This is a genomic window from Butyricicoccus sp. AM32-19 (assembly GCF_003480365.1).
In the GTDB taxonomy this organism is placed as follows: Bacteria; Bacillota; Clostridia; order Oscillospirales; family Butyricicoccaceae; genus Agathobaculum; species Agathobaculum butyriciproducens.
The window spans coordinates 31888-53728 of the sequence record NZ_QUIX01000020.1; the positions used below are offsets into that span (position 1 = coordinate 31888).

General features: G+C 59.2%; 21 protein-coding genes and 1 riboswitch. Of the genes, 11 read left to right on the forward strand and 10 right to left on the reverse strand.

Translation table 11 applies throughout. The features are described from left to right. The first annotated feature begins 27 nt into the window (after nucleotides 1-27). From nrdR to DW806_RS13475, 4 genes are all read left to right on the forward strand, one after another. Nucleotides 28-483, forward strand: coding sequence for a transcriptional regulator NrdR (nrdR, locus tag DW806_RS13460; RefSeq protein WP_118478438.1), 456 nt, complete (start codon nucleotides 28-30; stop codon nucleotides 481-483). Nucleotides 484-541: 58 nt separating this feature from the next. Beyond that, entirely contained in the window at nucleotides 542-1132 is a 591-nt protein-coding gene (locus DW806_RS13465; RefSeq protein ID WP_118730269.1) for an HD domain-containing protein, read from the forward strand. Between the two features lie 105 nt (nucleotides 1133-1237). After that, on the forward strand, nucleotides 1238-1483 hold the full coding sequence (locus tag DW806_RS13470) for a hypothetical protein (protein WP_118285681.1): 246 nt from the start codon (nucleotides 1238-1240) through the stop codon (nucleotides 1481-1483). Further along, the gene (locus tag DW806_RS13475; RefSeq protein ID WP_118478442.1) at nucleotides 1480-1746 is read left to right on the forward strand and encodes a phage holin; all 267 of its coding nucleotides are present in this window, start codon (nucleotides 1480-1482) and stop codon (nucleotides 1744-1746) included. The genes DW806_RS13470 and DW806_RS13475 overlap by 4 nt, the downstream gene beginning before the upstream one ends. Nucleotides 1747-1817: 71 nt before the next feature. Here DW806_RS13475 and hisC read toward each other — a convergent pair whose 3' ends face one another. Then, complete coding sequence (gene hisC, locus DW806_RS13480) at nucleotides 1818-2873, reverse strand: histidinol-phosphate transaminase (RefSeq protein WP_118668113.1); 1056 nt, start codon at nucleotides 2871-2873, stop codon at nucleotides 1818-1820. 272 nt (nucleotides 2874-3145) lie between these two features. Between hisC and DW806_RS13485 the strand changes: the two genes are divergently transcribed. Further along, on the forward strand, nucleotides 3146-4396 hold the full coding sequence (locus tag DW806_RS13485) for a replication-associated recombination protein A (protein WP_199677317.1): 1251 nt from the start codon (nucleotides 3146-3148) through the stop codon (nucleotides 4394-4396). A gap of 50 nt (nucleotides 4397-4446) precedes the next feature. Here the strand turns inward: DW806_RS13485 and DW806_RS13490 are convergent, their stop codons facing one another. Then, nucleotides 4447-5385: a S1 RNA-binding domain-containing protein gene (locus DW806_RS13490; protein ID WP_118668115.1), complete on the reverse strand. Its 939-nt coding sequence runs from the start codon at nucleotides 5383-5385 to the stop codon at nucleotides 4447-4449. A gap of 119 nt (nucleotides 5386-5504) precedes the next feature. Between DW806_RS13490 and DW806_RS13495 the strand changes: the two genes are divergently transcribed. The 5 genes from DW806_RS13495 to DW806_RS13515 all read left to right on the forward strand — a co-directional run bounded on the left by DW806_RS13495 (nucleotide 5505) and on the right by DW806_RS13515 (nucleotide 11687). Then, a complete protein-coding gene (locus DW806_RS13495; RefSeq protein ID WP_118647765.1) occupies nucleotides 5505-5744 on the forward strand; it encodes a FeoA family protein in 240 nt (79 codons plus the stop codon). Beyond that, entirely contained in the window at nucleotides 5741-7588 is a 1848-nt protein-coding gene (gene feoB / locus DW806_RS13500) for a ferrous iron transporter B (protein WP_118730270.1), read from the forward strand. Before DW806_RS13495 ends, feoB begins: the two co-directional genes overlap by 4 nt. A gap of 277 nt (nucleotides 7589-7865) precedes the next feature. Continuing rightward, nucleotides 7866-10247, forward strand: coding sequence for a diguanylate cyclase (locus tag DW806_RS15275; RefSeq protein WP_243022762.1), 2382 nt, complete (start codon nucleotides 7866-7868; stop codon nucleotides 10245-10247). Nucleotides 10248-10261: 14 nt separating this feature from the next. Beyond that, nucleotides 10262-10609, forward strand: a complete 348-nt coding sequence (locus DW806_RS13510) for an Hpt domain-containing protein (RefSeq protein WP_118478452.1) — start codon at nucleotides 10262-10264, stop codon at nucleotides 10607-10609. Between the two features lie 196 nt (nucleotides 10610-10805). Then, complete coding sequence (locus tag DW806_RS13515) at nucleotides 10806-11687, forward strand: aldose 1-epimerase family protein (protein ID WP_118730271.1); 882 nt, start codon at nucleotides 10806-10808, stop codon at nucleotides 11685-11687. A 55-nt stretch (nucleotides 11688-11742) separates the two neighbouring features. Here DW806_RS13515 and DW806_RS15940 read toward each other — a convergent pair whose 3' ends face one another. Together DW806_RS15940 and DW806_RS13525 are read right to left on the reverse strand one after the other, a co-directional pair. Further along, nucleotides 11743-13011: a 2-hydroxyglutaryl-CoA dehydratase gene (locus DW806_RS15940; protein ID WP_330425281.1), complete on the reverse strand. Its 1269-nt coding sequence runs from the start codon at nucleotides 13009-13011 to the stop codon at nucleotides 11743-11745. After that, nucleotides 12989-15949: an acyl-CoA dehydratase activase gene (locus DW806_RS13525; RefSeq protein ID WP_118730272.1), complete on the reverse strand. Its 2961-nt coding sequence runs from the start codon at nucleotides 15947-15949 to the stop codon at nucleotides 12989-12991. Before DW806_RS13525 ends, DW806_RS15940 begins: the two co-directional genes overlap by 23 nt. A 273-nt stretch (nucleotides 15950-16222) precedes the next feature. Next, a riboswitch (SAM riboswitch) is annotated at nucleotides 16223-16327 on the forward strand. An 80-nt stretch (nucleotides 16328-16407) separates the two neighbouring features. On the opposite strand from DW806_RS13525, the gene metK reads away from it, so the two are divergent. Beyond that, the gene (metK, locus tag DW806_RS13530; RefSeq protein ID WP_118730273.1) at nucleotides 16408-17595 is read left to right on the forward strand and encodes a methionine adenosyltransferase; all 1188 of its coding nucleotides are present in this window, start codon (nucleotides 16408-16410) and stop codon (nucleotides 17593-17595) included. 75 nt (nucleotides 17596-17670) lie between these two features. Here metK and DW806_RS13535 read toward each other — a convergent pair whose 3' ends face one another. The 6 genes from DW806_RS13535 to DW806_RS15280 form a co-directional block, all read right to left on the reverse strand. Then, nucleotides 17671-19038, reverse strand: coding sequence for an MATE family efflux transporter (locus DW806_RS13535; RefSeq protein WP_118730274.1), 1368 nt, complete (start codon nucleotides 19036-19038; stop codon nucleotides 17671-17673). Beyond that, the gene (gene udp, locus DW806_RS13540) at nucleotides 19035-19796 is read right to left on the reverse strand and encodes a uridine phosphorylase (RefSeq protein WP_118360807.1); all 762 of its coding nucleotides are present in this window, start codon (nucleotides 19794-19796) and stop codon (nucleotides 19035-19037) included. The genes DW806_RS13535 and udp overlap by 4 nt, the downstream gene beginning before the upstream one ends. Further along, nucleotides 19790-19984 carry a DUF951 domain-containing protein gene (locus DW806_RS13545; protein WP_117488760.1) on the reverse strand — a complete coding sequence of 65 codons (195 nt, stop codon included), beginning with the start codon at nucleotides 19982-19984 and terminating at the stop codon, nucleotides 19790-19792. Before DW806_RS13545 ends, udp begins: the two co-directional genes overlap by 7 nt. A gap of 79 nt (nucleotides 19985-20063) precedes the next feature. Further along, entirely contained in the window at nucleotides 20064-20537 is a 474-nt protein-coding gene (gene ispF / locus DW806_RS13550) for a 2-C-methyl-D-erythritol 2,4-cyclodiphosphate synthase (protein ID WP_117751979.1), read from the reverse strand. Between the two features lies 1 nt (nucleotide 20538). Next, nucleotides 20539-21255 (reverse strand): 2-C-methyl-D-erythritol 4-phosphate cytidylyltransferase, encoded by a 717-nt coding sequence (ispD, locus tag DW806_RS13555; protein ID WP_117488758.1) that lies wholly within the window; start codon nucleotides 21253-21255, stop codon nucleotides 20539-20541. A 238-nt stretch (nucleotides 21256-21493) separates the two neighbouring features. Then, the coding region (locus DW806_RS15280) for a site-2 protease family protein (RefSeq protein ID WP_330425282.1) at nucleotides 21494-21841 on the reverse strand (348 nt) is incomplete at its 5' end.

Here is a 21841-nt window from a genome sequence, read left to right on the forward strand (position 1 = left end):
AAGCGGTGTTCACAAGGGGGAAGTACGATGAAGTGCCCATTTTGCAGCTTTGAAGACAGCAAGGTCGTGGACTCCCGTCCGACGGACGAGGGTACCAGCATCCGCCGCCGGCGTGAATGTCTCCACTGCGGAAAACGCTTTACCACCTACGAGACGGTGGAGCGCATGCCGCTTATGCTGATCAAGCGCGATGGCACGCGGCAGGCGTACGACCGCCAGAAGCTGCTCAACGGTCTGGTGAAGGCTTGCGAGAAACGCCCGGTTTCGCTGATGCAGTTGGAGCAGATCGTCGATTACGTCGAGCAGAAGCTGTTCAGCTCGCTCGAAAGCGAGGTCTCCAGCAAGGTCATCGGTGAGCTTGTCATGGAGCAGCTGCGTAAGGTTGATGAGGTCGCGTATGTGCGGTTTGCCTCGGTCTACCGCCAGTTTAAGGACATCAACACCTTTATGGAAGAGCTGAACACGCTCCTCAAAGATAAATAATTCGGCGGGTATGGCGCAGGCTGTACCCGTTTTTTCATATCGAAAGGAAGATGGATTTATGGACGAACGGCTGCAGAAACAGCTGAATTTCATTCTTGAGATCGACAAGGAGAAGAACATTTTCCGGCAGACGCATCTCTCCGGCCACGGCCGCCGCGAGAATGACGCCGAGCACGCATGGCACATGGCTGTCATGGCGTATCTGCTGCAGGAATATTCCAACGAGCCGGTGGATGTGGCGCGGGTCATGCTCATGTGCCTGCTGCACGATGTGGTGGAGATTGACGCAGGCGACACCTACGCCTACGACACCGACGGTCTGCAGACGCAGAAGACGCGCGAGGACGCGGCAAAGCAGCGCATTTATTCGCTCCTGCCGGACGACCAGAAGCGCGAACTGATGGCTGTTTTTGACGAATTTGAGGCCGATGAGACCGCCGAGGCGCACTTTGCCCACGCGATGGACAATCTGCAGCCGCTCTTGCTCAACAACAGCAACGGCGGCAGCGACTGGGCTGACCACGATGTGACCGCCAAGCAGGTCTACGGCCGCCAGAGCCGCACAGAGAAAGGCTCGGCGTATCTGTATGAGCTGACGGACAAAATCCTGCAGGCGAACATCGAAAAGGGTGCGCTCAAAGAAAAATAAAAGAAAATAGGAATAGTTTTCGACCGAGTTGACCATTCGTGGTCAATTTTCGCCGCCGAACGGCGTATGGGTGCAGGCACTTATGCGAAGCAAGGAGGTGAAAACGTGTCAGCTGAGATCATCATTGCGGGACTGAGTCTGCTGGGGACGCTGGCGGGCACGGCCGGCGGCATTATCGTCTCCGGCAAGCTGGTCAATTACCGCATCGAACAGCTTGAAAAGAAGGTCGAAAAGCACAATAACCTCATCACCCGAACCTTCAGGCTGGAGCAGCAGGTCGCGCTGCTGGACGAGCGTGTCCGCGTGGCTAACCACCGCATCAGTGATTTGGAAAAGGAGGAAGTCGAGTGAACTGGAAGGTGCGGTTTAGGAATCCGGTGTTCTGGGTGCAGATCGTCGTGAGCGCGTTCGCCGCGGTGCTGGCGTATGCCGGTCTGACCGCCGCTGACCTCACCACCTGGGAGAGTGTCGGCGCGCTGCTCTGCAATGCGGTGCGCAATCCGTATTGCCTGTTCCTTGTGCTGTCGAGCGTGTGGAACGCCGTCAACGACCCGACAACTAAGGGTGTCGCGGACAGCGAACGGGCAAGGCAGTATACCATTCCGCAGAAGTAAACAGAAAAAATCCCTCTCATAGAGCAATGCCAGCTTAACTTACTGACATTGCTCGTTTGAGAGGGTTTTTCTTACAGAATCTCTTTCAGCGCGGCGATAAGCTTATCCATCTGCTCATCCGTGCCGACGGTGATACGCAGGTAATTATCAATGCGCGGCAGCTTGAAATAGCGGATAAAGATACCCTTTTCACGCAGTGCGGCGAAAATATCGGGCGCTGTCTTCTCGGGGTGGGTGACGAACAGGAAATTGGTCAGCGACGGCAGCACGGTAAAGCCCAGCGCCCGCAGCGCCTCCGCCGAGCGGTCACGGGTGGTGCTGACCTTGCGGCAGGTCTGCTGGAAATAGTCCTCATCGCGGATGGATGCCTCACCGACAGCGAGTGCGATGGCGTCCATCGTGTACGAGTTGTACGAGTTTTTAACCGCTTCGAGCGTGGAAATCAGCGTCTCCGAGCCGAGCGCATAGCCGATGCGCATGCCCGCGAGCGAGCGCGACTTGCTGGTCGTCTGCACGATGAGCAGGTTTTCGTACTTGCCGAGCAGCGGAACCGCGCTCTGCGCGCCGAAGTCCACATACGCCTCGTCGATGATGACAACGCAGTCCTGATTGTGCTGCAGCAGGTCCTCGAGGAACTCGAGCGTTACGCCGCGTCCGGTCGGCGCGTTCGGGTTCGGCAGGACGATACCGCCGTTCGGCTTGTCGTAATCACGCACATTGACGCAGAAATTCTCGTCGAGCGGCATGTTTTCGTACGGAATGCGGAACAGATCGCACCAGACCGGATAGAACGAGTAGGTGATGTCTGGATAGAGAATGGGCTTGTCCGAGCAGAAGAACGACTGGAACGCCAGCGCGAGCACATCATCCGAGCCGTTGCCGAGGAATACCTGCGACGGCTGCAGGTCAAACCGCCCTGCGATAGCGGTTTTGAGTGCTTTCGCGTTCGCATCCGGGTAAATTGCGAGTTTTGCGGCGTCAAACGTGCGCAGAACCTCGGTTACGGACGGCGCGGGCGGGTACGGGTTCTCGTTGGCGTTCAGCTTGATGATGTTGTCGGTTTTCGGCTGCTCGCCCGGCACATACGGGTCGATCTTGCGCAGTTTATCGAGAAAAGGCTTGTCCATGGGAAGACCTCCTGTGTTCGTTTTCTTTGATGGGGATAGTTTATCATAATAAAGCGATAAAGTCAAGAGGGTTTGTCGATAACGAAAATTTATGATATAATTCATAACATATGAACGATAATCGTAGGGCGCGACGACTCGGCGCGCCGCATTGAACGGTATGCAGATGGTTTACAACGGCGTGCCGAGGTCGTCCTCCAGAGGACCATCTCTTGCCCTGCAGGGCAATTCACCTTGTCACGCCCTACGAAAAAAATGGTTAAGGTGAAATTATGTACCAACCTTTAGCAGACAAAATCCGTCCGAAGACTTTGGACGATGTGGTCGGGCAGCGGCATTTACTGGGCGAAAACGGCCTTTTGCGCCGCGTCATTGAAAGCGGCAGCATCCCGAACCTGATATTTTACGGGCCGTCCGGCGTGGGCAAGACCACGGTCGCGTCCATCATCGCGCAGCAGACCGACCGCAAGTTATACCACTTAAACGCCACCACGGCGGGCATTGCCGACATCAAGGCGATCATTGACGAGCTGGACACCTTCCTTGCGCCGAACGGTGCGCTTGTGTACCTCGATGAGATCCAGTATTTCAACAAAAAGCAGCAGCAGAGCCTGCTGGAGTTCATCGAAACCGGCAAGATCACGCTGATTGCATCGACGACGGAAAACCCGTATTTTTACATCTACAACGCGATTTTAAGCCGCTGCACGGTATTCGAGTTCAAGCCGGTCGAGGCTGCCGATATGCGCCGGGCAGTGGAACGTGCGTTGAAACTTGCGATGGGCGAGGACGCGAAGCCGGTCGAGGACGGCGTGGTGGATTACATCGCGCAGGCGGTCGGCGGCGACGTGCGAAAGGCGCTCGGCGCGGTCGAGCTGCTCGTCTCCGGTGCGGGGGTGGACGGCATCACGCTCGCGGACGCGCAGCAGGCGGCGCAGCGCTCGAATATGCGCTACGACCGCGACGGCGACAGCCATTACGACATCCTCTCGGCGCTGCAGAAGTCCGTGCGCGGCTCCGACCCGGACGCGGCGCTGCATTATCTCGCACGGCTGCTCGAGGCAGGCGATATGATCTCCGCGGCGCGGCGCATGCTTGTCATTGCGAGTGAGGATATCGGTTTGGCGTACCCGCAGTGCGCCGCCATTGTCAAGGCGTGCGTGGACAGCGCGTTCCAGCTGGGATTGCCTGAGGCGCGGATTCCGCTCGCGGAAGCGATCATTTTAATGGCGACCGCGCCCAAGTCCAACAGTGCCATCAATGGCATTGATGCCGCCATTGCCGACATTCGGGCGGGCAGGGCAGGCGATATTCCGGCGCACCTTAAGGATGCGCATTACGGCGGCGCAAAGAAATTAGGCCGCGGACTGACGTATCAGTATCCGCATATGTACCCCAACCATTGGGTGCAGCAGGAGTATCTGCCCGAGGAGCTGCGCGGTGCACAATACTACGAATACGGCCCGAATAAGACCGAACAGGCCGCGAAAGCGTACTGGGATAGAGTGAAAAATCAGAAATAATGGAAAATGGAGAATGAACGTGACGGTTTCATTCTCCATTTTTTTGCTGTTCACTCGAAAACGGTTTTAACCGGCTTTTTATCGCACCCAACCGGCGTATAGGTCCATTCATCAATGTGTCCTTCGGTGATGAAATACCGTGGCGGTGTCGGTGCGTCATACGGCGAGAGAACGTCGATGACGGTCAGCTTTACCTTCATCCGCTGCGGCAGGATGGACTTGATGTACACGGATACCGCCATGCCGGGATGAAGATCCGCACGCGGCTCCGCAAGGCCGGACAGGTTGGGCGTAAGCTCGATGAACACGCCGTACGGCTCGATGGAGCGGACAACGCCGCGCACGGTCTCACCGACGGAGAACAGCGCCGCGTTCTGCGCCCAGGTGCCGAGCAGCTCGCGGTGGGTGAGCGAAATGCGCCGGTTTTCCGGCTCCACGGTGCGGACAGCCGCCAGAATGGACTGCCCGACGGTCAATCGGTCGCCCGGGTGGCAGATGCGCGACACGGACAGATTTTCGATGCCGATGAGCGACGGCACGCCGCAGCCTGCGTCCACGAACGCGCCGAACGGCTCCAGATGCGTTACGCGCGCCGGAATCACGTCACCCGGACGGAGGGAATCAAGCATCCGGTCCTGCGCCTTCTGCTGGACGATGGTGCGCGACAGCCACGCTGTGGGCGGGTCTGTGCTCTCGTCGATATCGGTGACGACGAAGCAGGTGGGCTTGCCTACACGCGACAGGATGGCAATCTCGCGCGTGTCGCCCTCCGCCACGCCGAGCGCGCAGGACACGCGCGGCAGGATGCCCTGCGCGATGCCGAGGTCGAACAGCAGGTCGTGCGCGGCGGTGCACCGCTGTGCGACAGCTTCCAGAATGCGTCCCTCGTCCCGCGCCTGCCGCAGTGCGCCGAGCGTTGAAAATGCCTGCCGAACCGCAGGCTGTACCATGTAGCTGCCCTCAGGCAGATAGGATTCGCTTGTTTTCATATGCAGCCGAGCCTCCTTTGGGGTCTGCCTTACTATATGAGGTGCGGTGACGGATTAGCACCGAATTGTCCGTATCGGCATAGATTGTAACCAGAATCTATGGATAAGGGGCTGATTGGATGGCAGATTCGGCAAATATTTCGCTGTCGGCGCTGCGGGACGGACAGCGGGCGCGGGTCGCGGCGCTGCACCTCAGCGGCGGCATGCGGCGGCGCGTGCAGGATTTAGGATTAGTGCCGGGCACGCGCGTCACCTGTGTGCGGCGTGCGCTCTCGGGCGACCCAATCGCGTACCGGATACGCGGCGCGGTGGTTGCTCTGCGTAAATGCGATGCCGCTCAAATCGAGGTGCAGCCATGAGGCGCACCGTGGCGTTGGCGGGCAACCCGAACGTCGGCAAATCGACCGTGTTCAACGCCCTGACCGGCAGCCGTCAGCACACCGGCAACTGGAGCGGCAAGACAGTCGCGTGCGCCGAGGGCAGGCTGCGCGGCGGCGGTCTGACGCTGACCGACCTGCCGGGTACTTATTCGCTGCGGGCGCACTCGGAGGAGGAGCGTGCCGCGCGGGAATTTCTGGTTTCGGGTCAGGCGTGCGCGGTGGTGCTCGTGGCGGACGCGGGCTGTCTGGAGCGCAGCCTCATCCTTGCTTTGCAGGTGCTGGAGGTGCAGAAAAACGCCGTTCTATGCCTGAATCTCATGGATGAAGCCGCGAAAAAGGGCATTGAGATTGATGCTGCCGCGCTCGAGCGGGAGCTTGGCATACCGGTGATACCGTGCGCCGCACGGCAGGGAAAGGGGCTGCACGAGCTCGAAGCCGCGATACGCCGAGCGGCGGCAGGCGAAAATGAAACGCACCCGACCGCCATCCGCTATCCGGCGATGGACGAGGATTTGACGGAGGAGCAGAGGGACGATATTGCAACCGCAGCGGCGGCACTCCGCGCGGAGGAGATCGCGCTGACGTGCGTCAAGCAGCCGGAATGCGCCTGCGCGCGGGACGATAAAGCGGACGATGTTATCCTTAGTCGGAGGTTTGGCGTGCCGCTCATGCTTTTGCTGCTCGCAGGCGTGTTTTACATCACTCTATTCGGCGCAAACGTGCCGAGCGAGTGGCTGAGCACGCATCTTCTGGCACTCGGCACGCCGTTTGCGGGTGCGCTTGCGAAGCTGGGACTGCCGCCGTTTTTCGTCTCGATGCTGACCGACGGACTGTGGCGCGTACTGGCAACTGTTGTCTCGGTCATGCTGCCGCCGATGGCGATCTTCTTCCCGCTGTTCACACTGCTCGAGGACGCAGGCTACCTGCCGCGCGTGGCGTTTCAGCTTGACCACGCCTTCCAGTGCGCGAGAGCGAGCGGCAAGCAGAGCCTGACCATGTGCATGGGCTTCGGGTGCAACGCCTGCGGCGTGACGGGCTGCCGCATCATCGACTCGCCGCGGGAGCGGCTGATCGCCATCCTCACCAACAGCTTTGCGCCGTGCAACGGACGGTTTCCGCTGCTCATTTTTCTGTGCTCGGTGTTTTTCGCGGGCAGCGCGGCAGGCGGCGCGCTGCTGCTGACCGGTGTCATCGCGGCAAGCGTGGGATTGACTCTGCTCGTGTCGCGCATTCTCTCGGCAACGGTTTTGCGCGGAGAGGCGGTGTCGTTTGCGCTCGAGCTGCCGCCGTACCGCATGCCGCAGATTGGGCGCGTTATCGTGCGCAGCGTGCGCGACCGGACGCTGTTCGTCCTTGCGAGAGCCGCCGCCGTGGCGGCTCCGGCGGGCGTGCTCATCTGGCTGCTCGCCAATGTGCAGATAGGGAATGCAGCTATCCTGTCGCATATCACGGCATTTTTAGACCCGGCAGCGCGGGTGTTCGGGATAGACGGCGTGATTCTGCTTGCGTTCATCCTCGGCTTTCCGGCGAATGAGCTGGTCATGCCGCTCATCGTGATGGGCTACCTCTCGTCCGGCACGATCGCCTCCGGCGTGGACTTTGCCTCCTTCCGCGCGCTGCTGCTGGCAAACGGCTGGACGGTGCAGACCGCGCTCTGCACGCTGGTGCTCACCGTGGCGCACGCACCGTGCTCGACAACCTGCCTTACCATCCTGCAGGAGACGCGCAGCGCAAAGTGGACACTGGCGGCGGTGCTGATTCCTGCGGGAGTCGGGCTTGCACTTTGCATATTGATACACTGCATGCTTGCTTCGGCAGGCTGAAAAGCAGGAAAAAAGTGCGTTTTTTTTTTTTTTTTTTAGGGTAAAACGTGTGAAATGTTAAAAAATCTGCATTTTCAAAACAAAATAGCTTGCATAAACCTGTAAAGAATGTTATCATACTAATGGATTATTTTAGCGTTATCCCTGCCGGTTTTCTGCCCTGCAGACCTCGGCTTTTATGCATGCAGATGCATGCAGGAACACGATTTGTTTTATGCGGCCTGTGATCAATCAATCACGGTATCTATTGCTTGACCGGCAGGAGGTTTTAGCACGAATGAAAGAGAAAAGCACGATTCTGATCGTAGATGATTCCGAGCTGAATCGCACGATCTTAGCCGATATTCTTGGTGATGAATACAATTTTATCGAGGCAGAAAACGGCGCACGCGCGATCGAGCTGCTGCGGACGCACACCGATATCGACCTTATCCTGCTGGATATGGTCATGCCGGAGATGAACGGCTTTGACGTGCTGACCGCGATGAACAACAACCGCCAGATCGAGGATATCCCGGTGGTGATGATCTCGGCGGAGAACGGCATCGAGCACATCGAGCGCGCGTATGACCTCGGCGTTACCGACTATATCAGCCGCCCGTTCGACCGCATGGTCGTGCGCCGCCGCGTGGTCAACGCGCTGATACTGGCCGCCAAGCAGAAGCGGCTGATGCGGCTTGCCGCCGAGCAGATTTACGAAAAAGAAAAGATCAGCGACCTGATGATCAATATCTTCAGCCATATTGTCGAGTTCCGCAACGGCGAGAGCGGCCCGCATGTGCTGCACATCCGCACCATCACCGAGGTTCTGCTGAGCCGTCTGGTGCAGAAGACCGACCGCTATTCGCTGACGCAGGAGGACATTCAGCTGATCTCGAGTGCGTCCGCGCTGCACGATATCGGCAAGGTCAGTATTCCGGATGAGATCATCAACAAGCCCGGCAAGCTGACAAAGGAAGAGTTTGAGATCATGAAGTCGCACACGACGGTCGGCGCGGATATCCTGCACGACCTGCCGTTCTCGAATGAGGAGCCGCTGCTCAAGACCGCGTATGAGATCGCGCGCTGGCATCACGAGCGCTACGACGGCCGCGGCTATCCGGACGGCCTGACCGGCGAGGAGATCCCGATCGCGGCGCAGGTCGTTTCGGTTGCCGATGTGTACGACGCGCTGACAAGCGTGCGCTGCTACAAGTCCGCGTATGACCACGAGACCGCCCTGCGGATGATCGTAAACGGCGAGTGCGGCACGTTCAATCCGCTGCTGCTCGAGTGCCTGCTCGATGCGTCGCTGCAGATCAGGGAGCGTCTGCGCGAGGCCAACGAGGGATATATGCACAGCACGGCGCACACGCAGCAGCTTTCGGCCGAAATGATGCTCAAACGGGCGACGCCGCAGGTCGGGCGCTCGATTCAGGCGCTCGAGACCGAGCGTATCAAGACCGACTTCTTTGCCAAGCAGTCCTGCGGCATTCAGTTCGACTATGATGCGGCAACGCGCACCATCTCTGTGACGGACCACACGGATACGCTGCCGTTTGCCAGCCGTCTGTATGATGCGGCGGATACGGAAAAATTCACGATCTTCAGCAAGGATGACCTTCACCGCCTGGAAAACGCGCTGTATGTTACCACGCGGGATGCTCCGGATGTCAGCATGCCGATCACCCTGCGGTTTCCGGAGAACGGCTGGGAACACGAGTACATGCTCGCGGCCCGTGCGCTCTGGTCGAGTGACGCCAAGCCGCGGTATCTCGGCGCTGTCGGTCAGTTCCGCGAGATGCAGACCGATATCATGCTGCCGGAAATGGCGCTGCCGGATTCCGGCGCTGTCACCGGCAGGCAGCTTGCGGCTTCAATGGAGGGCATGAGCCGTATTTTTGATGTGGTGCGGCTGGTTGATCCGAAAAGGGGCGAAATCCTGCAGCTGAATGCGGACGGCACATTCTCGGACCGCGTCCTACCGTGCTCTCCGGTGTGGAATCACGGAAAAAGATGCAGCAGATGCATTTCCTGCTGCTGCATGGAGGACAAGACGCACATGAGCAAGCTGGAGCTTACCGACGAGTGCGCGTATCAGCTGATTTCGCGCTATCTGGTCGTGGACGGACGCGAGTGCGTGCTCGAGCTGGGCAGCCGGCTCAGCGACAGCGTTTGGGTGACGAGCGGCGGACGGCAGTTCCGGCTGGATGCCTCGCACGGAGAGGATTTTTATCTGGATCCGGTGACGGGCGCGTACGGGCGCCGCTACCTCGAGGACCAGCAGCCCGAGCTGGAAAAGGCGGAGGCGCTGGCGGTGATCGACATTGACCACTTTAAGAAGATCAACGACGAATACGGCCACCTTGCGGGCGACGCGGTGCTGCGGCACGTTGCGAATGTCATTCTCGCGCGCGTCAACACAGCGGACACACTCGTCCGCTACGGCGGCGATGAATTTGTGCTGCTGCTGTCGCATATCCCGGCGGAGAAATTCCGTTCGACACTCGAGCACATTCGGGGAGCCGTGTACACGACCGAAATACCGCAGTACAAGAATATCCACCCGACCGTCAGCATCGGCGGTGTGTATCAGGCGCATCCGCTGGTCGAGGCCATCCGCCGGGCGGACAAGCTGATGTACTGGGCAAAGCAAAAGCGCAACGACGTACAGACCTGAGGAGGAGTACATACATGAATCTGGAAGAGTTTTACGCACAGATCGGCGGCGATTATGCGGACACGCTGCAGCGCCTGTGCAATGAGAACATGGTGAAAAAGTTCGTGAAGATGTATCAGGACGACCCGACCTGCGCCGACCTGCACAACGCGGCCCTGCAGCAGGACTGGGAGGCTGCCTTCCGCGGTGCGCATACCCTCAAGGGCGTAGCGCAGAACCTCGGCTTTGAGCGGCTGTATCAGGTCAGCGCTGTGCTGACCGAGGCCATGAGAGGCAATAAGCCGCTCGAGGACAGGAGCCTGCTTGACGCTGTGGAGCAGCAGGATGCCGCAATCCGCAGAGCGATTTCGGAGCTTGAGTAAAAGCAAAGGACGAACCGTTTGGTTCGTCTTTTTTCTTGACTTTACCGGATAAAGTGGGTATCCTGAACTTAAGGTAATACCACATAATTGAACAAGAGCGATTTGCGTAAAGCGCCGCGGCAGCGCGACCGGAGCCTGCGCAAGGAGCCGCAGCTTTAATTATGTGGTATTGCCTCAAGTAAAGGAGGAAAAACCCATGCAGGTATTGGAAAACGAACGCTTTCGCGTGGAAATTAACGAATTCGGTGCCGAGCTGACCCGCTTTACGAGCAAAAAGGACGGCACGGAGTACGTCTGGAAGGGCGATCCGGCGGCATGGAAGCGCCATGCGCCCATTCTGTTCCCGATCGTGGGACGGCTCAAGGACAAGACCTACACCGTGGACGGCAGGCCGTATGAGATCACGCAGCACGGCTTCGGACGCGATCTGGCGTGGCAGGCACAGAAGATCAGCGACACCTGTGCGGAATTCACGCTCACGCCGAGCGAGTACACGAAGAAGATGTATCCGTGGGATTTTATCTGCACCGTGCGCTATACTTTGGACGGAAATGCGCTGAAAAAGGAGCATATCGTCAAGAATACGAGCGATTCCGTGATGTATTACGAGATTGGCGGCCACGATGCCTACAACCTGTGCCTCGCGGACGGCGAAAGGATAACCGATTACTACATCGAGTTCGAGGGCACGGATGCGCTCAGCCGCATTGCAACCGACGAGAACGTCATGCTGACCGCCGACCGCGTTTCCGTTCCGCTGACCGACGGCAGACTGCCGATTTCCCGTGAGCTGTTTGCAAACGATGCGGTCATGACCGAGGGTCTGCCGTTCCGCACGGCAACCATTGCCAGCACGAAGAACCGCCGCCGTGTGACGATGGACTTCACCGACTTCGACTATTTCGCGGTGTGGAGCCCGTATAAGGATTTCGAGGTGCCGTTCGTCTGCCTTGAGCCGTGGAGCACCCTGCCGGACGGCAATCACCTTGACCATGCCATCGAGCACAAGCAGGGTATCCGCAAATTGCACCCGAACGAAAGCGAAACCCTGACGTTCACCACCATCATCGACGAATAAGTTATCCACCGTCTGTGGATAAAAAAGAGGACTGCGTTTGCAGTCCTCTTTGCTTTTACTCTGCGCTCGAAAGCATGAGTTTGATTCGGTTTTCCTGATTGATCTTGGACGCGCCCGGGTCGTAATCCACCGCGACGATATTCGCCTGCGGGTACACCTCGCGTATCTTTCGTATCATGCCCTTGCCTGCGATGTGGTTCGGCAGGCAGCCGAACGGCTGGGTGCAGACGATGTTGGTCACGCCTTCGCTGATCAGCTCGACCATTTCGGCGGGGAGCAGCCAGCCTTCGCCCATCTTGACGCCCTGACCGATAATGGCGTGCGACTTTTTGCGTACCTCGTCAAACGGCATCGGCGGACGGAAATGACCGTCTTTTTTCATCATTTTGATGATATCGGCCTGCTTGCCGAGCACAAACTGGTACACCATCTTGTAGACGGCGGCGGTTTTGCCGTTGCGGCTGTACAGCTCGTGGTCGATGACCGAGTTGTAGATGCAGTACAGGCAGAAGTCCATCAGACCGGGCAGCACCGGCTCGCAGCCCTCGCTGAGCAGGAATTCTTCCAGACGGTTGTTGCCGAGCGGCGAGAACTTGACGTAGATCTCACCGACGATGCCGACCAGCTTTTTCTTCTGCGTTTTATCCAGCTTCAGCTTGCCGAATACGGCCAGAACGAACCGGAACAGGTGCTTTACCTCGCCGTAGCGCACCATGCGCTCGCCGGTGAAGCGCTTGATGACTGCGTCCATGCAGATGTCAATCGCCTTGTCGGTCGAGCCGGGCACGATCTCGTACGGGCGGCACTGGTTGGCGACCATCATAATCAGATCACCGATCAAAAGTGCATACGCTACCTGCACGAGCATGGTCTTGGTCAGCTTGAAGCCGGGGTTGCTCTCCAGACCGGAAAAGTTCAGCGAAATGACCGGAATGAAGCCGTAGCCGTTCTTTTCCAGCGCCTTGCGGAGCAGGTGGATATAGTTGGACGCACGGCAGCCGCCGCCGGTCTGCGGCAGGATGAGCGCGATCTTGTGAATGTCGTACCTGCCGGATTCGATCGCGTCCATCAGCTGACCGATGACCAGCAGGGCGGGGTAGCAGGTGTCGTTGTGCACGTTGCGCAGACCCTGCTCCGCGATGTTCGGACCCTCGGTGTGCAGCAGCTCCATGTCGTAGCCGTAGTTTTTCATCAGGCGGCAGATGAGTCCAAGCTGCACGGGCAGCATGTTCGGCACCAGGATCTTATAGGTTTTTCGCATTTCCTCCGTGAACTGCGGGTAGGAATATGCGGGCGTTGCCTCAGGCGTTTTGCTGTTCTGCAAGCTTGCGTCCCTCCTCTACGGCGGCCAGCATACTGCGGATACGGATTTTTGCCGCGCCGAGGTTGCTGATCTCGTCGATTTTCAGCTGTGTATAAATTTTGCCGCCGTTTTCGCAGATGGCGCGCATCTCGTCGGTCGTGATGGCGTCAATGCCGCAGCCGAAGGACACCAGCTGGATGAGCTGGGCGTTCTCCTTCTGGGTGACGTACTTCGCCGCGCCGTACATGCGCGAGTGGTACGTCCACTGGTTGAGCACATGTACCTCGGGTGCATCGGTCAGCTGCCAGACCGCATCCTCGGACACGATGACCAGACCGAACGACGCGATCAGCTGGTCGATGCCGTGGTTGATCTCCGGGTCAACGTGGTATGGACGGCCTGCAATAACGGCAACGTCAAGGTCGTGCTCGTCCGCGTAGCGGATGGCGCGCTGACCCTCGATGCGAACGTCAATGTAGTATTCGTCCTGCGCCATGTATGCGTCCTCGACAGCGGCGATGACCTGCTTTTTCTTAATCTGCGGGTACTTGCCGCAGAAATACTTAACGGCGTGCTTGGTGAAGCGCTTTTTGTCTGCGAGTTCAAAGTACGGCATCATAAAGTCGAAGTCCGCGAGTGCGGAGACGTTCGCCTTCAAAAGCTCCGGATAGTAGGCAACGACAGGACAGTTATAGTGGTTGGTCGCGCGTTCCTCATCGAGGTTGTAGGTCATGCACGGATAGAAGATCGCGTCCACGCCCTTTTCGAGCAGGTTCTCGATGTGGCCGTGCATCAGCTTTGCCGGATAGCAAACCGTGTCGGACGGGATGGAATGCTGTCCCTGCATGTACATATCGCGGGTGGAAACGTCGCTGAGGACGGTCTCGAAGCCGAGTTTACGCAGGAATGCCGTCCAGAACGGCAGCAGCTCGAAGTTATTCAGACCGAACGGCAGACCGATTTTTGCAATCGGGTTTGCGATGCCGGACGGCTCACCGTAGCTTTTCAGCTTTTCCAGCTTCCATTTATAAAGGTTGGGCAGGTCGGCCTTTTTCGTGCCGCCGAGCGGACGCTCGCAGCGGTTGCCCGAAATGAAGCGGCGGCCGCCGCCGAAGTCGTTAATCGTCAGATTGCAGTGGTTCTCACACAGACCGCAGCGCGTGGAGCGCACGTTGTGCTCGAAGCCTGCGAGGATATCCGTGCCGATGAGCGTGGTGGTGTCGCGGCGGTTGTCCTTGGCGTGCAGTGCTGCACCGTAAGCGCCCATCAGACCCGAGATAGCCGGACGGGTCACGTCGCGGCCGATCTCCTGCTCGAACGAGCGCAGGATGGCGTCATTGAGGAACGTGCCGCCCTGTACAACGATGTGCTGACCGAGGTCGTCCGGCGAGTGGGCGCGGATAACCTTGTACAGCGCGTTCTTGACAACGGATACCGACAGACCGGCGGAGATTGCATCAATGCCCGCGCCGTCCTTCTGCGCCTGCTTGACCGAGGAGTTCATGAACACCGTGCAGCGCGAACCCAAATCAATCGGGTGCTGTGCAAACAGACCCAGCTTGCAGAACTCCTCGATGGAGTAGCCCATCGAGCGGGCGAACGTTTCGATGAACGAGCCGCAGCCGGACGAGCACGCCTCGTTGAGCGAAATATTGTCGATGCACTTGTTGCGGATTTTGAAGCACTTGATGTCCTGACCGCCGATGTCGATGATGAAATCAACATCCGGGCAGAAATGGCGCGCCGCGCGGAAGTGCGCGACCGTCTCGACCAGACCGAAATCCACGCCGAAGGCATTCTGGATGAGCGCTTCGCCGTAGCCAGTGACCGCCGAGGACACGATATGTACGCGGTCGCCGCACAGCTCGTACAGGCGGGTGAGCTGCTCGCGGATAACGTCCGCCGGATTGCCCTTGTTGGACTGGTAGTGGTGGAACAAAATCTGGTCGTCCGCACCGATGAGCACCAGCTTGGTGGTGGTGGAGCCGCAGTCGATGCCGAGATATGCGTCGCCCTCGTACATGGTGACGTTCTGCGTCATGACATCGTGCATGGCGTGACGGTTCTTGAATTCCTCGTACTGCTGCTCATCCTCGAACAGCGGCGGCAGGTAGTTGGCAACGACCGGAGCGTCTGCCGCCTTTTCGAGCGCCGCGAGCAGCGAATCGACCGTGTAGGTCTTCTGCGTGCCGCCTGCGTATTCCGCCGCGCCCGCTGCGATGGCATACGGCGCGAGAGCCGGGAAGTGCGCGTGCGCGTCATCCAGCTTCAGCGTCTCCTGAAAGCGCTTCTGCAGACCCTTGAAGAAGAACAGCGGGCCGCCGAGGAACAGCACATCGCCCTTGACCTCGCGGCCCTGCGCCAGACCCGCAATGGTCTGGTTGACGACCGCCTGGAAGATGGACGCGGCAACGTCCTCCTTGCGCGCGCCCTCGTTGAGCAGCGGCTGAATATCCGACTTGGCGAATACGCCGCAGCGGGATGCGATGGTGTAGATGCGCTCCGCGCCCTGTGCGAGTTCATCGAGCTCGGACGGCGTAACGTCCAGCAGGACCGCCATCTGGTCGATGAAAGCGCCGGTGCCGCCCGCGCAGGAGCCGTTCATGCGCTCCTCCAGCTGACCGGTGAGGAAGACGATCTTCGCGTCCTCGCCGCCCAGCTCAATGACAACATCGGCCTGCGGAACGTGCACGCCTACCGCCTTGCGGGTGGCGAACACCTCCTGTACAAAATCAATATCCGCGGCCTTCGCCACGCCTAAACCGGCCGAGCCGGTGATCGAACAGCGGAGCGGTGTGTCCTCGCCGATGAGCTCGCGCGCCGCACGCACCAGCTCGACCGCCTTTTCACGCACCTTGGAAAAATGCCGTTCGTAGTGCTTGTGGATAATCTCTCCATCGCGGACAACGACGATCTTGACGGTCGTTGAGCCGATGTCGATTCCAACATTTACATTCATAATACCCTTGATCTCTCCCATAACAAAACAGAGCGCCGTTCAGGCAATAATAAGGTATCGCCCTGGCGCAAAGTGAATGCGGGTAAGTGCTGCCGTGCGTCAGCCTGAGAAGGCCATATGATGTGATAAATATGCAGGGCAAATTCTTACCTCTATTACTATAACGGTGCAAGCGGAAAATGTCAATGCGGCGATTTTCTCCTTGGATGCCGAAAATACCCCTTGACAAAGCCGGAATTTTTATATAAAATATACGGCGTAAGTGAATACATATCCTTATCGAGAGCGGTGGAGGGAACGGCCCTGTGAAACCCGGCAACCTGCGTTGTTTTGCAACGTAAGGTGCCAAATCCGGCGTAAGAATACGAAAGATGAGGGAGCAAAACGAACTTTTCGCTCCCGCTGAGGAGCGTTTTTTAATGCTCTGAAAATGAACTGGAGAAAGGAACTGATACTTAATGGCACATCATTTTTTCACCTCGGAATCGGTTACGGAAGGCCATCCCGATAAAATCTGCGACCAGATCTCGGACGCGATCCTTAACGAGATTTTAACGCAGGATCCGTATGCCCGTGTAGCTTGCGAGACCACCTGCACCACCGGTATGGTTCAGGTAATGGGCGAGATTTCCACTTCCTGCTATGTGGACATCCCGAAGGTTGTCCGCGACACGGTTCGTGAGATCGGCTACGACCGCGCGAAGTACGGCTTTGACTGCGACACCTGCGCTGTCCTGACCGCCATCGACGAGCAGTCCGCCGACATTGCACTCGGCGTTGACAACTCCCTTGAGAGCAAGGAGGGTGCCTCTGAGGCTGACCTCGCCATCGGCGCGGGCGATCAGGGCATGATGTTCGGCTATGCGTGCGATGAGACCAAGGAGCTTATGCCGCTGCCGATCTCTCTGGCGCACAAGCTGGCAAAGCGTCTGACCGACGTTCGCAAGGACGGCACGTTCGACTATCTGCGCCCGGACGGCAAGAGCCAGGTTACGGTTGAATATGACGAGGACAATCAGCCCGTCCGCGTGGATACGGTTGTTATTTCCACCCAGCACAGCCCGGAGGTGTCCCTCGCGCAGATCCGCGAGGACATGATCGAGCAGGTGGTAAAGAAGGTCATCCCGGCCCATCTGCTGGATGAGAATACCAAGTATTTCATCAACCCGACCGGCCGTTTCGTCATCGGCGGCCCGCACGGCGACTCCGGTCTGACCGGCCGTAAGATCATCGTGGACACCTACGGCGGCATCGGCCGTCACGGCGGCGGCGCGTTCTCCGGCAAGGACCCGACCAAGGTGGACCGCTCGGGCGCGTATGCGGCTCGCTGGGTTGCGAAGAACATTGTTGCGGCAGGTCTGGCAAAGCGCTGCGAGATTCAGCTGGCGTATGCCATCGGCGTTGCCGAGCCGGTTTCCATCATGGTAGAGACCTTCGGCACCGGCGTTGTTGGCGACGATGTGCTTGAGAAGGCCGTTGAGAAGGTGTTCGACCTGCGTCCGGCGGCGATCATCGAGCAGCTTGACCTGCGTAAGCCGATCTACAAGCAGCTGGCAGCCTACGGCCACATGGGCCGCGAGGAGCTTGGCGTCAAGTGGGAGAATACCGATAAGGTTGAGGCGCTGAAGGCAGCAGTTCAGGCGTAAAGGGAAAGAAAAGGCTTCGGAACTTGGTTCCGAAGCCTTTTTGCATCTCTGTTGCTGCGTGCACCGGAGAACGGCTCACATATCTCGCGTGATCTGCTTGAATCGAATCAAAAACAGCGTTGTTGTTGTAGCCGCGGCTAATAAATCCGCGACCGGCTCTGCGAGGAACACGGCGAACAGCTTATCCGCGAAAAAGTGCGGCAGGAGCAGAATGAACGGTATCAGCAGGAAAACCTTGCGCTCGAGCGCGAGAAAAAGCGAGATACGCGCCTCGCCGAGCGCCACAAACGACTGCTGGAATCCGGTCTGGAACGCATTGGTAAATCCGAGTGCAAAGTATACGCGCAGCGCCCAGACGGTGCGTTCGACCAGTTCCTCATCCGAGGTGAACAGATGCACGACCGTATGCGGGAACAGCTGCACAGCTGCCCAGATCGAAAACGCGAACACGAACGCCGCCGCGAGATTCAGCTGCACGACGCGCTTCATGCGGTCGGGCCGCTTCGCGCCGCAGGCGTAGCTGAGGATGGGCTGCGCGCCCTGCGCCAGACCGGTCAGCGGCAGCTGCACCATCTGCGCCACCGAGGTCAGGATGGTCATTGCGCCGACCGCCGCATCGCCGCCGTACTTCTGCAGCGATACGTTGAACGCAATGGTGAGCAGGCTTTCTGTTGACTGCATGACAAACGGGGACGCGCCCAGACCGACTGCGGATGCCAGAACCGGTCGGTCGATGCGGAAATACGCGCGTTTTAAGCGCAGAACCGTCTGCTTTCCGGTCAGAAACCGCAGAACCCATGCCGCAGACACCGCCTGCGAAATAATCGTCGCTACAGCCGCGCCGCGCACGCCCATGCGGAACACGAAGATGAACAGCGGGTCAAGCGCGGTGTTGAGCACCGCGCCGATAACGACCGTTTTCATCGCCACCGACGAACGGCCCTGCGCGGTGATAAAGCCGTTCAGACCCAATGACGTCATCACGAAAACCGTGCCGAGAACGTAGAGGTTGAGGTACTGCATCGCGTAGGGCAGGGTGTCGGCAGATGCGCCGAACAGTTTCAGTAATGGCGCCTGAAACAGCAGGAAAAGTGCTGTCAGCACGAGTGCAAGCGCCCAGAGCGCCGCCGTACACGTTCCGAGGATGCGTTCCGCGCGGTCGTGCTCCTTTGCGCCGAGCGCGATAGACGCCCGCGGTGCGCCGCCCATGCCGATGAGCGCCGCGAACGCCGAGATGAGCGTGATGACAGGGAAGGTGACGCCCATGCCGGTCAGCGCCAGCTTGCCCTCGAGCGGGATGCGTCCGATGTAAATGCGGTCCACGATGCTGTACAGCAGGTTGACAACCTGTGCCGTGATGGTCGGCAATGCCAGCCGAAACAGCAGCGGCCCTACGGGTGCTGTGCCGAGGGCCGCTGTCTGCTGATTCTGTTGTTCACTCATGCCTTGCTGTCCTCACGGATGAGCACGCGGATGGCCTCGACCGCCGCCTTTACGCCGCGCTCGGTGGCGTCAGGCGGGATGGCGGGAGCATCATCGTTGTCCGCGTTCCACAGCACGTTGAGCACCGCGCCGCACCGCACATGGAGCACCTGCGCGACGATCATGAGCGCGGCTGTCTCCATCTCGCTGGTGAGCGCACCTGCCGCCTTCCATGCCTTCCACTTGGCGGTCAGCTCGTCCGCGATGGGCATTTGAGCGGGACGGATCTCGCCGTAAAAGCTGTCCTTGGACTGGATTACGCCCGTGTGATACGGGAAGCCGAGCGCCTGCGCCGCCTCGTGCAGCGCGGAAACAACGGAAAAATCCGCGACTGCCGGGAACTCGATGGGGAGGTACTCGCGGCTCGTGCCCTCCTGCCGGATGGCGCCGGTGGCGATAACGATATCGCCGCCCTTTACCTTGTCCACAATGCCGCCGGACGTGCCGACACGGATGAACGTGTCCGCGCCGCACTCGACCAGCTCCTCCATGGCGATGGCAGCCGACGGGCCGCCGATGCCGGTCGAGCATACCGCAACCGGAACGCCGTCCAGAGAGCCTGTCCACAGCGTGTACTCGCGGTTGTGGGCGATCTGCTTCGGGTCATCGAAATACTGCGCGATCTTCTCGCACCGCGCCGGGTCACCGGGCAGAATGACGTACCGCCCGATATCGCCCTTGGTGATTTGAATGTGCATTTGCTTGCCGTCGATCAACATACGATTTCACCCTCCCGTTCTACGGTTCTGATGTTTTTCTCCGCCTTGCTGCGCGGCAGCATGACCTCATGGCCGCAGCCGAGGCATTTCAGCTTGAAATCCATACCGATACGCAGCACCTGCCACTGCTTGCTGCCGCACGGGTGCTGTTTTTTCATGGTAAGAATGTCGTTTACCTGTATATCCATTGGAATCACTTCCTTTGTTGGGGACAATACCGCTATGCGGTGTTGCCCCTATTTATCCATAGTGTATATGTAAGACTGTTCAGATTCGCTCTAAAAGGCACACGCAGTGCGCGGCAATGCCTTGTTTGGAGCCGGTAAAGCCCAGCCCCTCCTCGGTGGTCGCCTTGACCGAAACCTGCTCGACCGCGCAGCCGATGGCGGCGGCAAGGTTCTCGCGCATCTGCAGAATGTGCGGCGCGAGCTTGGGCGCCTGTGCGAGTACGGTCGCATCCAAATTGCCGAGCTGCCAGCCGCTTTCGCGCACGAGCGCGGCAACGTGACGCAGCAGCGCGATGCTGTCCGCGCCCTTGTAGCGCGGGTCGGTATCCGGAAAATGCTTGCCGATGTCACCGAGCGCGAGCGCACCGAGCAGGGAATCCATGACGGCATGCGTGAGCACATCTGCGTCCGAGTGACCGTCCAGACCAAGCTCAAACGGAATGTTCACACCGCCGATGATGCACGGTCTGCCGGAGACCAGTCTGTGTACGTCGTAACCGTGTCCGATGCGCATATTACTTGTCCTCCCTTGTGAGGAGCGCTTCTGCAACGAGAATGTCCTCCGGCGTGGTGATTTTAATGTTCTGGTAGCTGCCGTGGGTTGCCTTGACGATGGTGCCGAGCGACTCGACAGCCGCGCAGTCATCGGTGAAGCTGTAGCCGCGCTCGGCAGCCGAGGTGAGCGCACGGCGGAGCAGGTCCTTGCGGAATACCTGCGGGGTCTGCACCGCGGCAAGCGTGTCGCGGGCGACATCGGCGGCGATATTTCCATCCTTGATGCGTTTGATGCTGTCCTTGACCGGAACGACCGGCGCGGCAGCGCCGTACTCGGCGGCGGTGGTAACCGCCTCGGTGATAACGGCCTCGGAGACGAGCGGGCGGGCGCCGTCGTGTACGGCAACGAGCACGGCATTTTCCGGTGCGGCCGTGATGCCCGCGAGAACGGATTCCGTGCGGGTCTCGCCGCCGCGCGTCACCGTGCACAGCTTGTCAATGGAGAAGGCCTTCGCCAGCTCGGTGTAGGGCATGATGTCCTGCTCGCGGCAGACGAGCACGATATCGCGGATGGCGGCGCATTTCTGGAAGGCGGAAAGCGTGCGTGCGAGGACGGGTACGCCGTCAATTTCGAGCAGCAGCTTGTTTTCGCCGCCCATGCGGCGGGAGGAGCCTGCCGCTACGATAACAGCGCATACGGCGGGGAGATCAGTTTTTTTTCTGCGTTTTCCCAGCATAATTGTTCGGTCCTTTCTATCAAAAGGCTTTGTGAGCCTTTTGGTTCGTTTGGATAAATCTTTGTACCGTTATTTTACACGATTTCGGCAAAATTTACAAGGGTTGTGAGAATTTATCGCAGGGCGGGGCACTCCGGAGCGGCTTCATCTGCAACGATTATCCCGCAGGGGAGCACAGTGTGCGCCCGAACAGCGTAAAATCGAACGGTTCTTGGGCGAACAATGTTCGCCCCTGCGGTTACGCACGTGCATGCGGGTTGCATGCGGTGCGCCGAGGTCGGCGCCCCCTACGGAATGCACTGCCGGTTATCATAATGCCAACGAGCAACAGCCACCCGCCAAATCCCGACTTCCACAGGAGGACGCCGCCTGCAAGGAGGGCGAGAACGGACACGCCCGCAATCCCGTTCAGCAGGCGTGTAAACCGCCCGTCCGCGAGGTGCCGGAGCGCCATGCCGCCGTCGAGCGGGGGCACGGGCAGCAGGTTGAACAGCCCGAGCAGGGCACTCGCGCCGGCAAGCTGGTACGCGCCGAGCGGGTTCGCCAGTGCGGTGAGCGCAAAGCTGGCCGCCGGTCCGGCGAGGCA

What these genes read in the sequence shown, in the direction of transcription:
- nrdR (WP_118478438.1), top strand. Translation starts at nt 28, where the DNA reads ATGAAGTGCCCATTTTGCAGCTTTGAAGACAGCAAGGTCGTGGACTCC.
- DW806_RS13465 (WP_118730269.1), top strand. Translation starts at nt 542, where the DNA reads ATGGACGAACGGCTGCAGAAACAGCTGAATTTCATTCTTGAGATCGAC.
- hisC (WP_118668113.1), bottom strand. Translation starts at nt 2,873, where the DNA reads ATGGACAAGCCTTTTCTCGATAAACTGCGCAAGATCGACCCGTATGTG.
- DW806_RS13485 (WP_199677317.1), top strand. Translation starts at nt 3,146, where the DNA reads ATGTACCAACCTTTAGCAGACAAAATCCGTCCGAAGACTTTGGACGAT.
- DW806_RS13490 (WP_118668115.1), bottom strand. Translation starts at nt 5,385, where the DNA reads ATGAAAACAAGCGAATCCTATCTGCCTGAGGGCAGCTACATGGTACAG.
- DW806_RS13495 (WP_118647765.1), top strand. Translation starts at nt 5,505, where the DNA reads ATGGCAGATTCGGCAAATATTTCGCTGTCGGCGCTGCGGGACGGACAG.
- feoB (WP_118730270.1), top strand. Translation starts at nt 5,741, where the DNA reads ATGAGGCGCACCGTGGCGTTGGCGGGCAACCCGAACGTCGGCAAATCG.
- DW806_RS15275 (WP_243022762.1), top strand. Translation starts at nt 7,866, where the DNA reads ATGAAAGAGAAAAGCACGATTCTGATCGTAGATGATTCCGAGCTGAAT.
- DW806_RS13510 (WP_118478452.1), top strand. Translation starts at nt 10,262, where the DNA reads ATGAATCTGGAAGAGTTTTACGCACAGATCGGCGGCGATTATGCGGAC.
- DW806_RS13515 (WP_118730271.1), top strand. Translation starts at nt 10,806, where the DNA reads ATGCAGGTATTGGAAAACGAACGCTTTCGCGTGGAAATTAACGAATTC.
- DW806_RS13525 (WP_118730272.1), bottom strand. Translation starts at nt 15,949, where the DNA reads ATGAATGTAAATGTTGGAATCGACATCGGCTCAACGACCGTCAAGATC.
- metK (WP_118730273.1), top strand. Translation starts at nt 16,408, where the DNA reads ATGGCACATCATTTTTTCACCTCGGAATCGGTTACGGAAGGCCATCCC.
- DW806_RS13535 (WP_118730274.1), bottom strand. Translation starts at nt 19,038, where the DNA reads ATGAGTGAACAACAGAATCAGCAGACAGCGGCCCTCGGCACAGCACCC.
- udp (WP_118360807.1), bottom strand. Translation starts at nt 19,796, where the DNA reads ATGTTGATCGACGGCAAGCAAATGCACATTCAAATCACCAAGGGCGAT.
- DW806_RS13545 (WP_117488760.1), bottom strand. Translation starts at nt 19,984, where the DNA reads ATGGATATACAGGTAAACGACATTCTTACCATGAAAAAACAGCACCCG.
- ispF (WP_117751979.1), bottom strand. Translation starts at nt 20,537, where the DNA reads ATGCGCATCGGACACGGTTACGACGTACACAGACTGGTCTCCGGCAGA.
- ispD (WP_117488758.1), bottom strand. Translation starts at nt 21,255, where the DNA reads ATGCTGGGAAAACGCAGAAAAAAAACTGATCTCCCCGCCGTATGCGCT.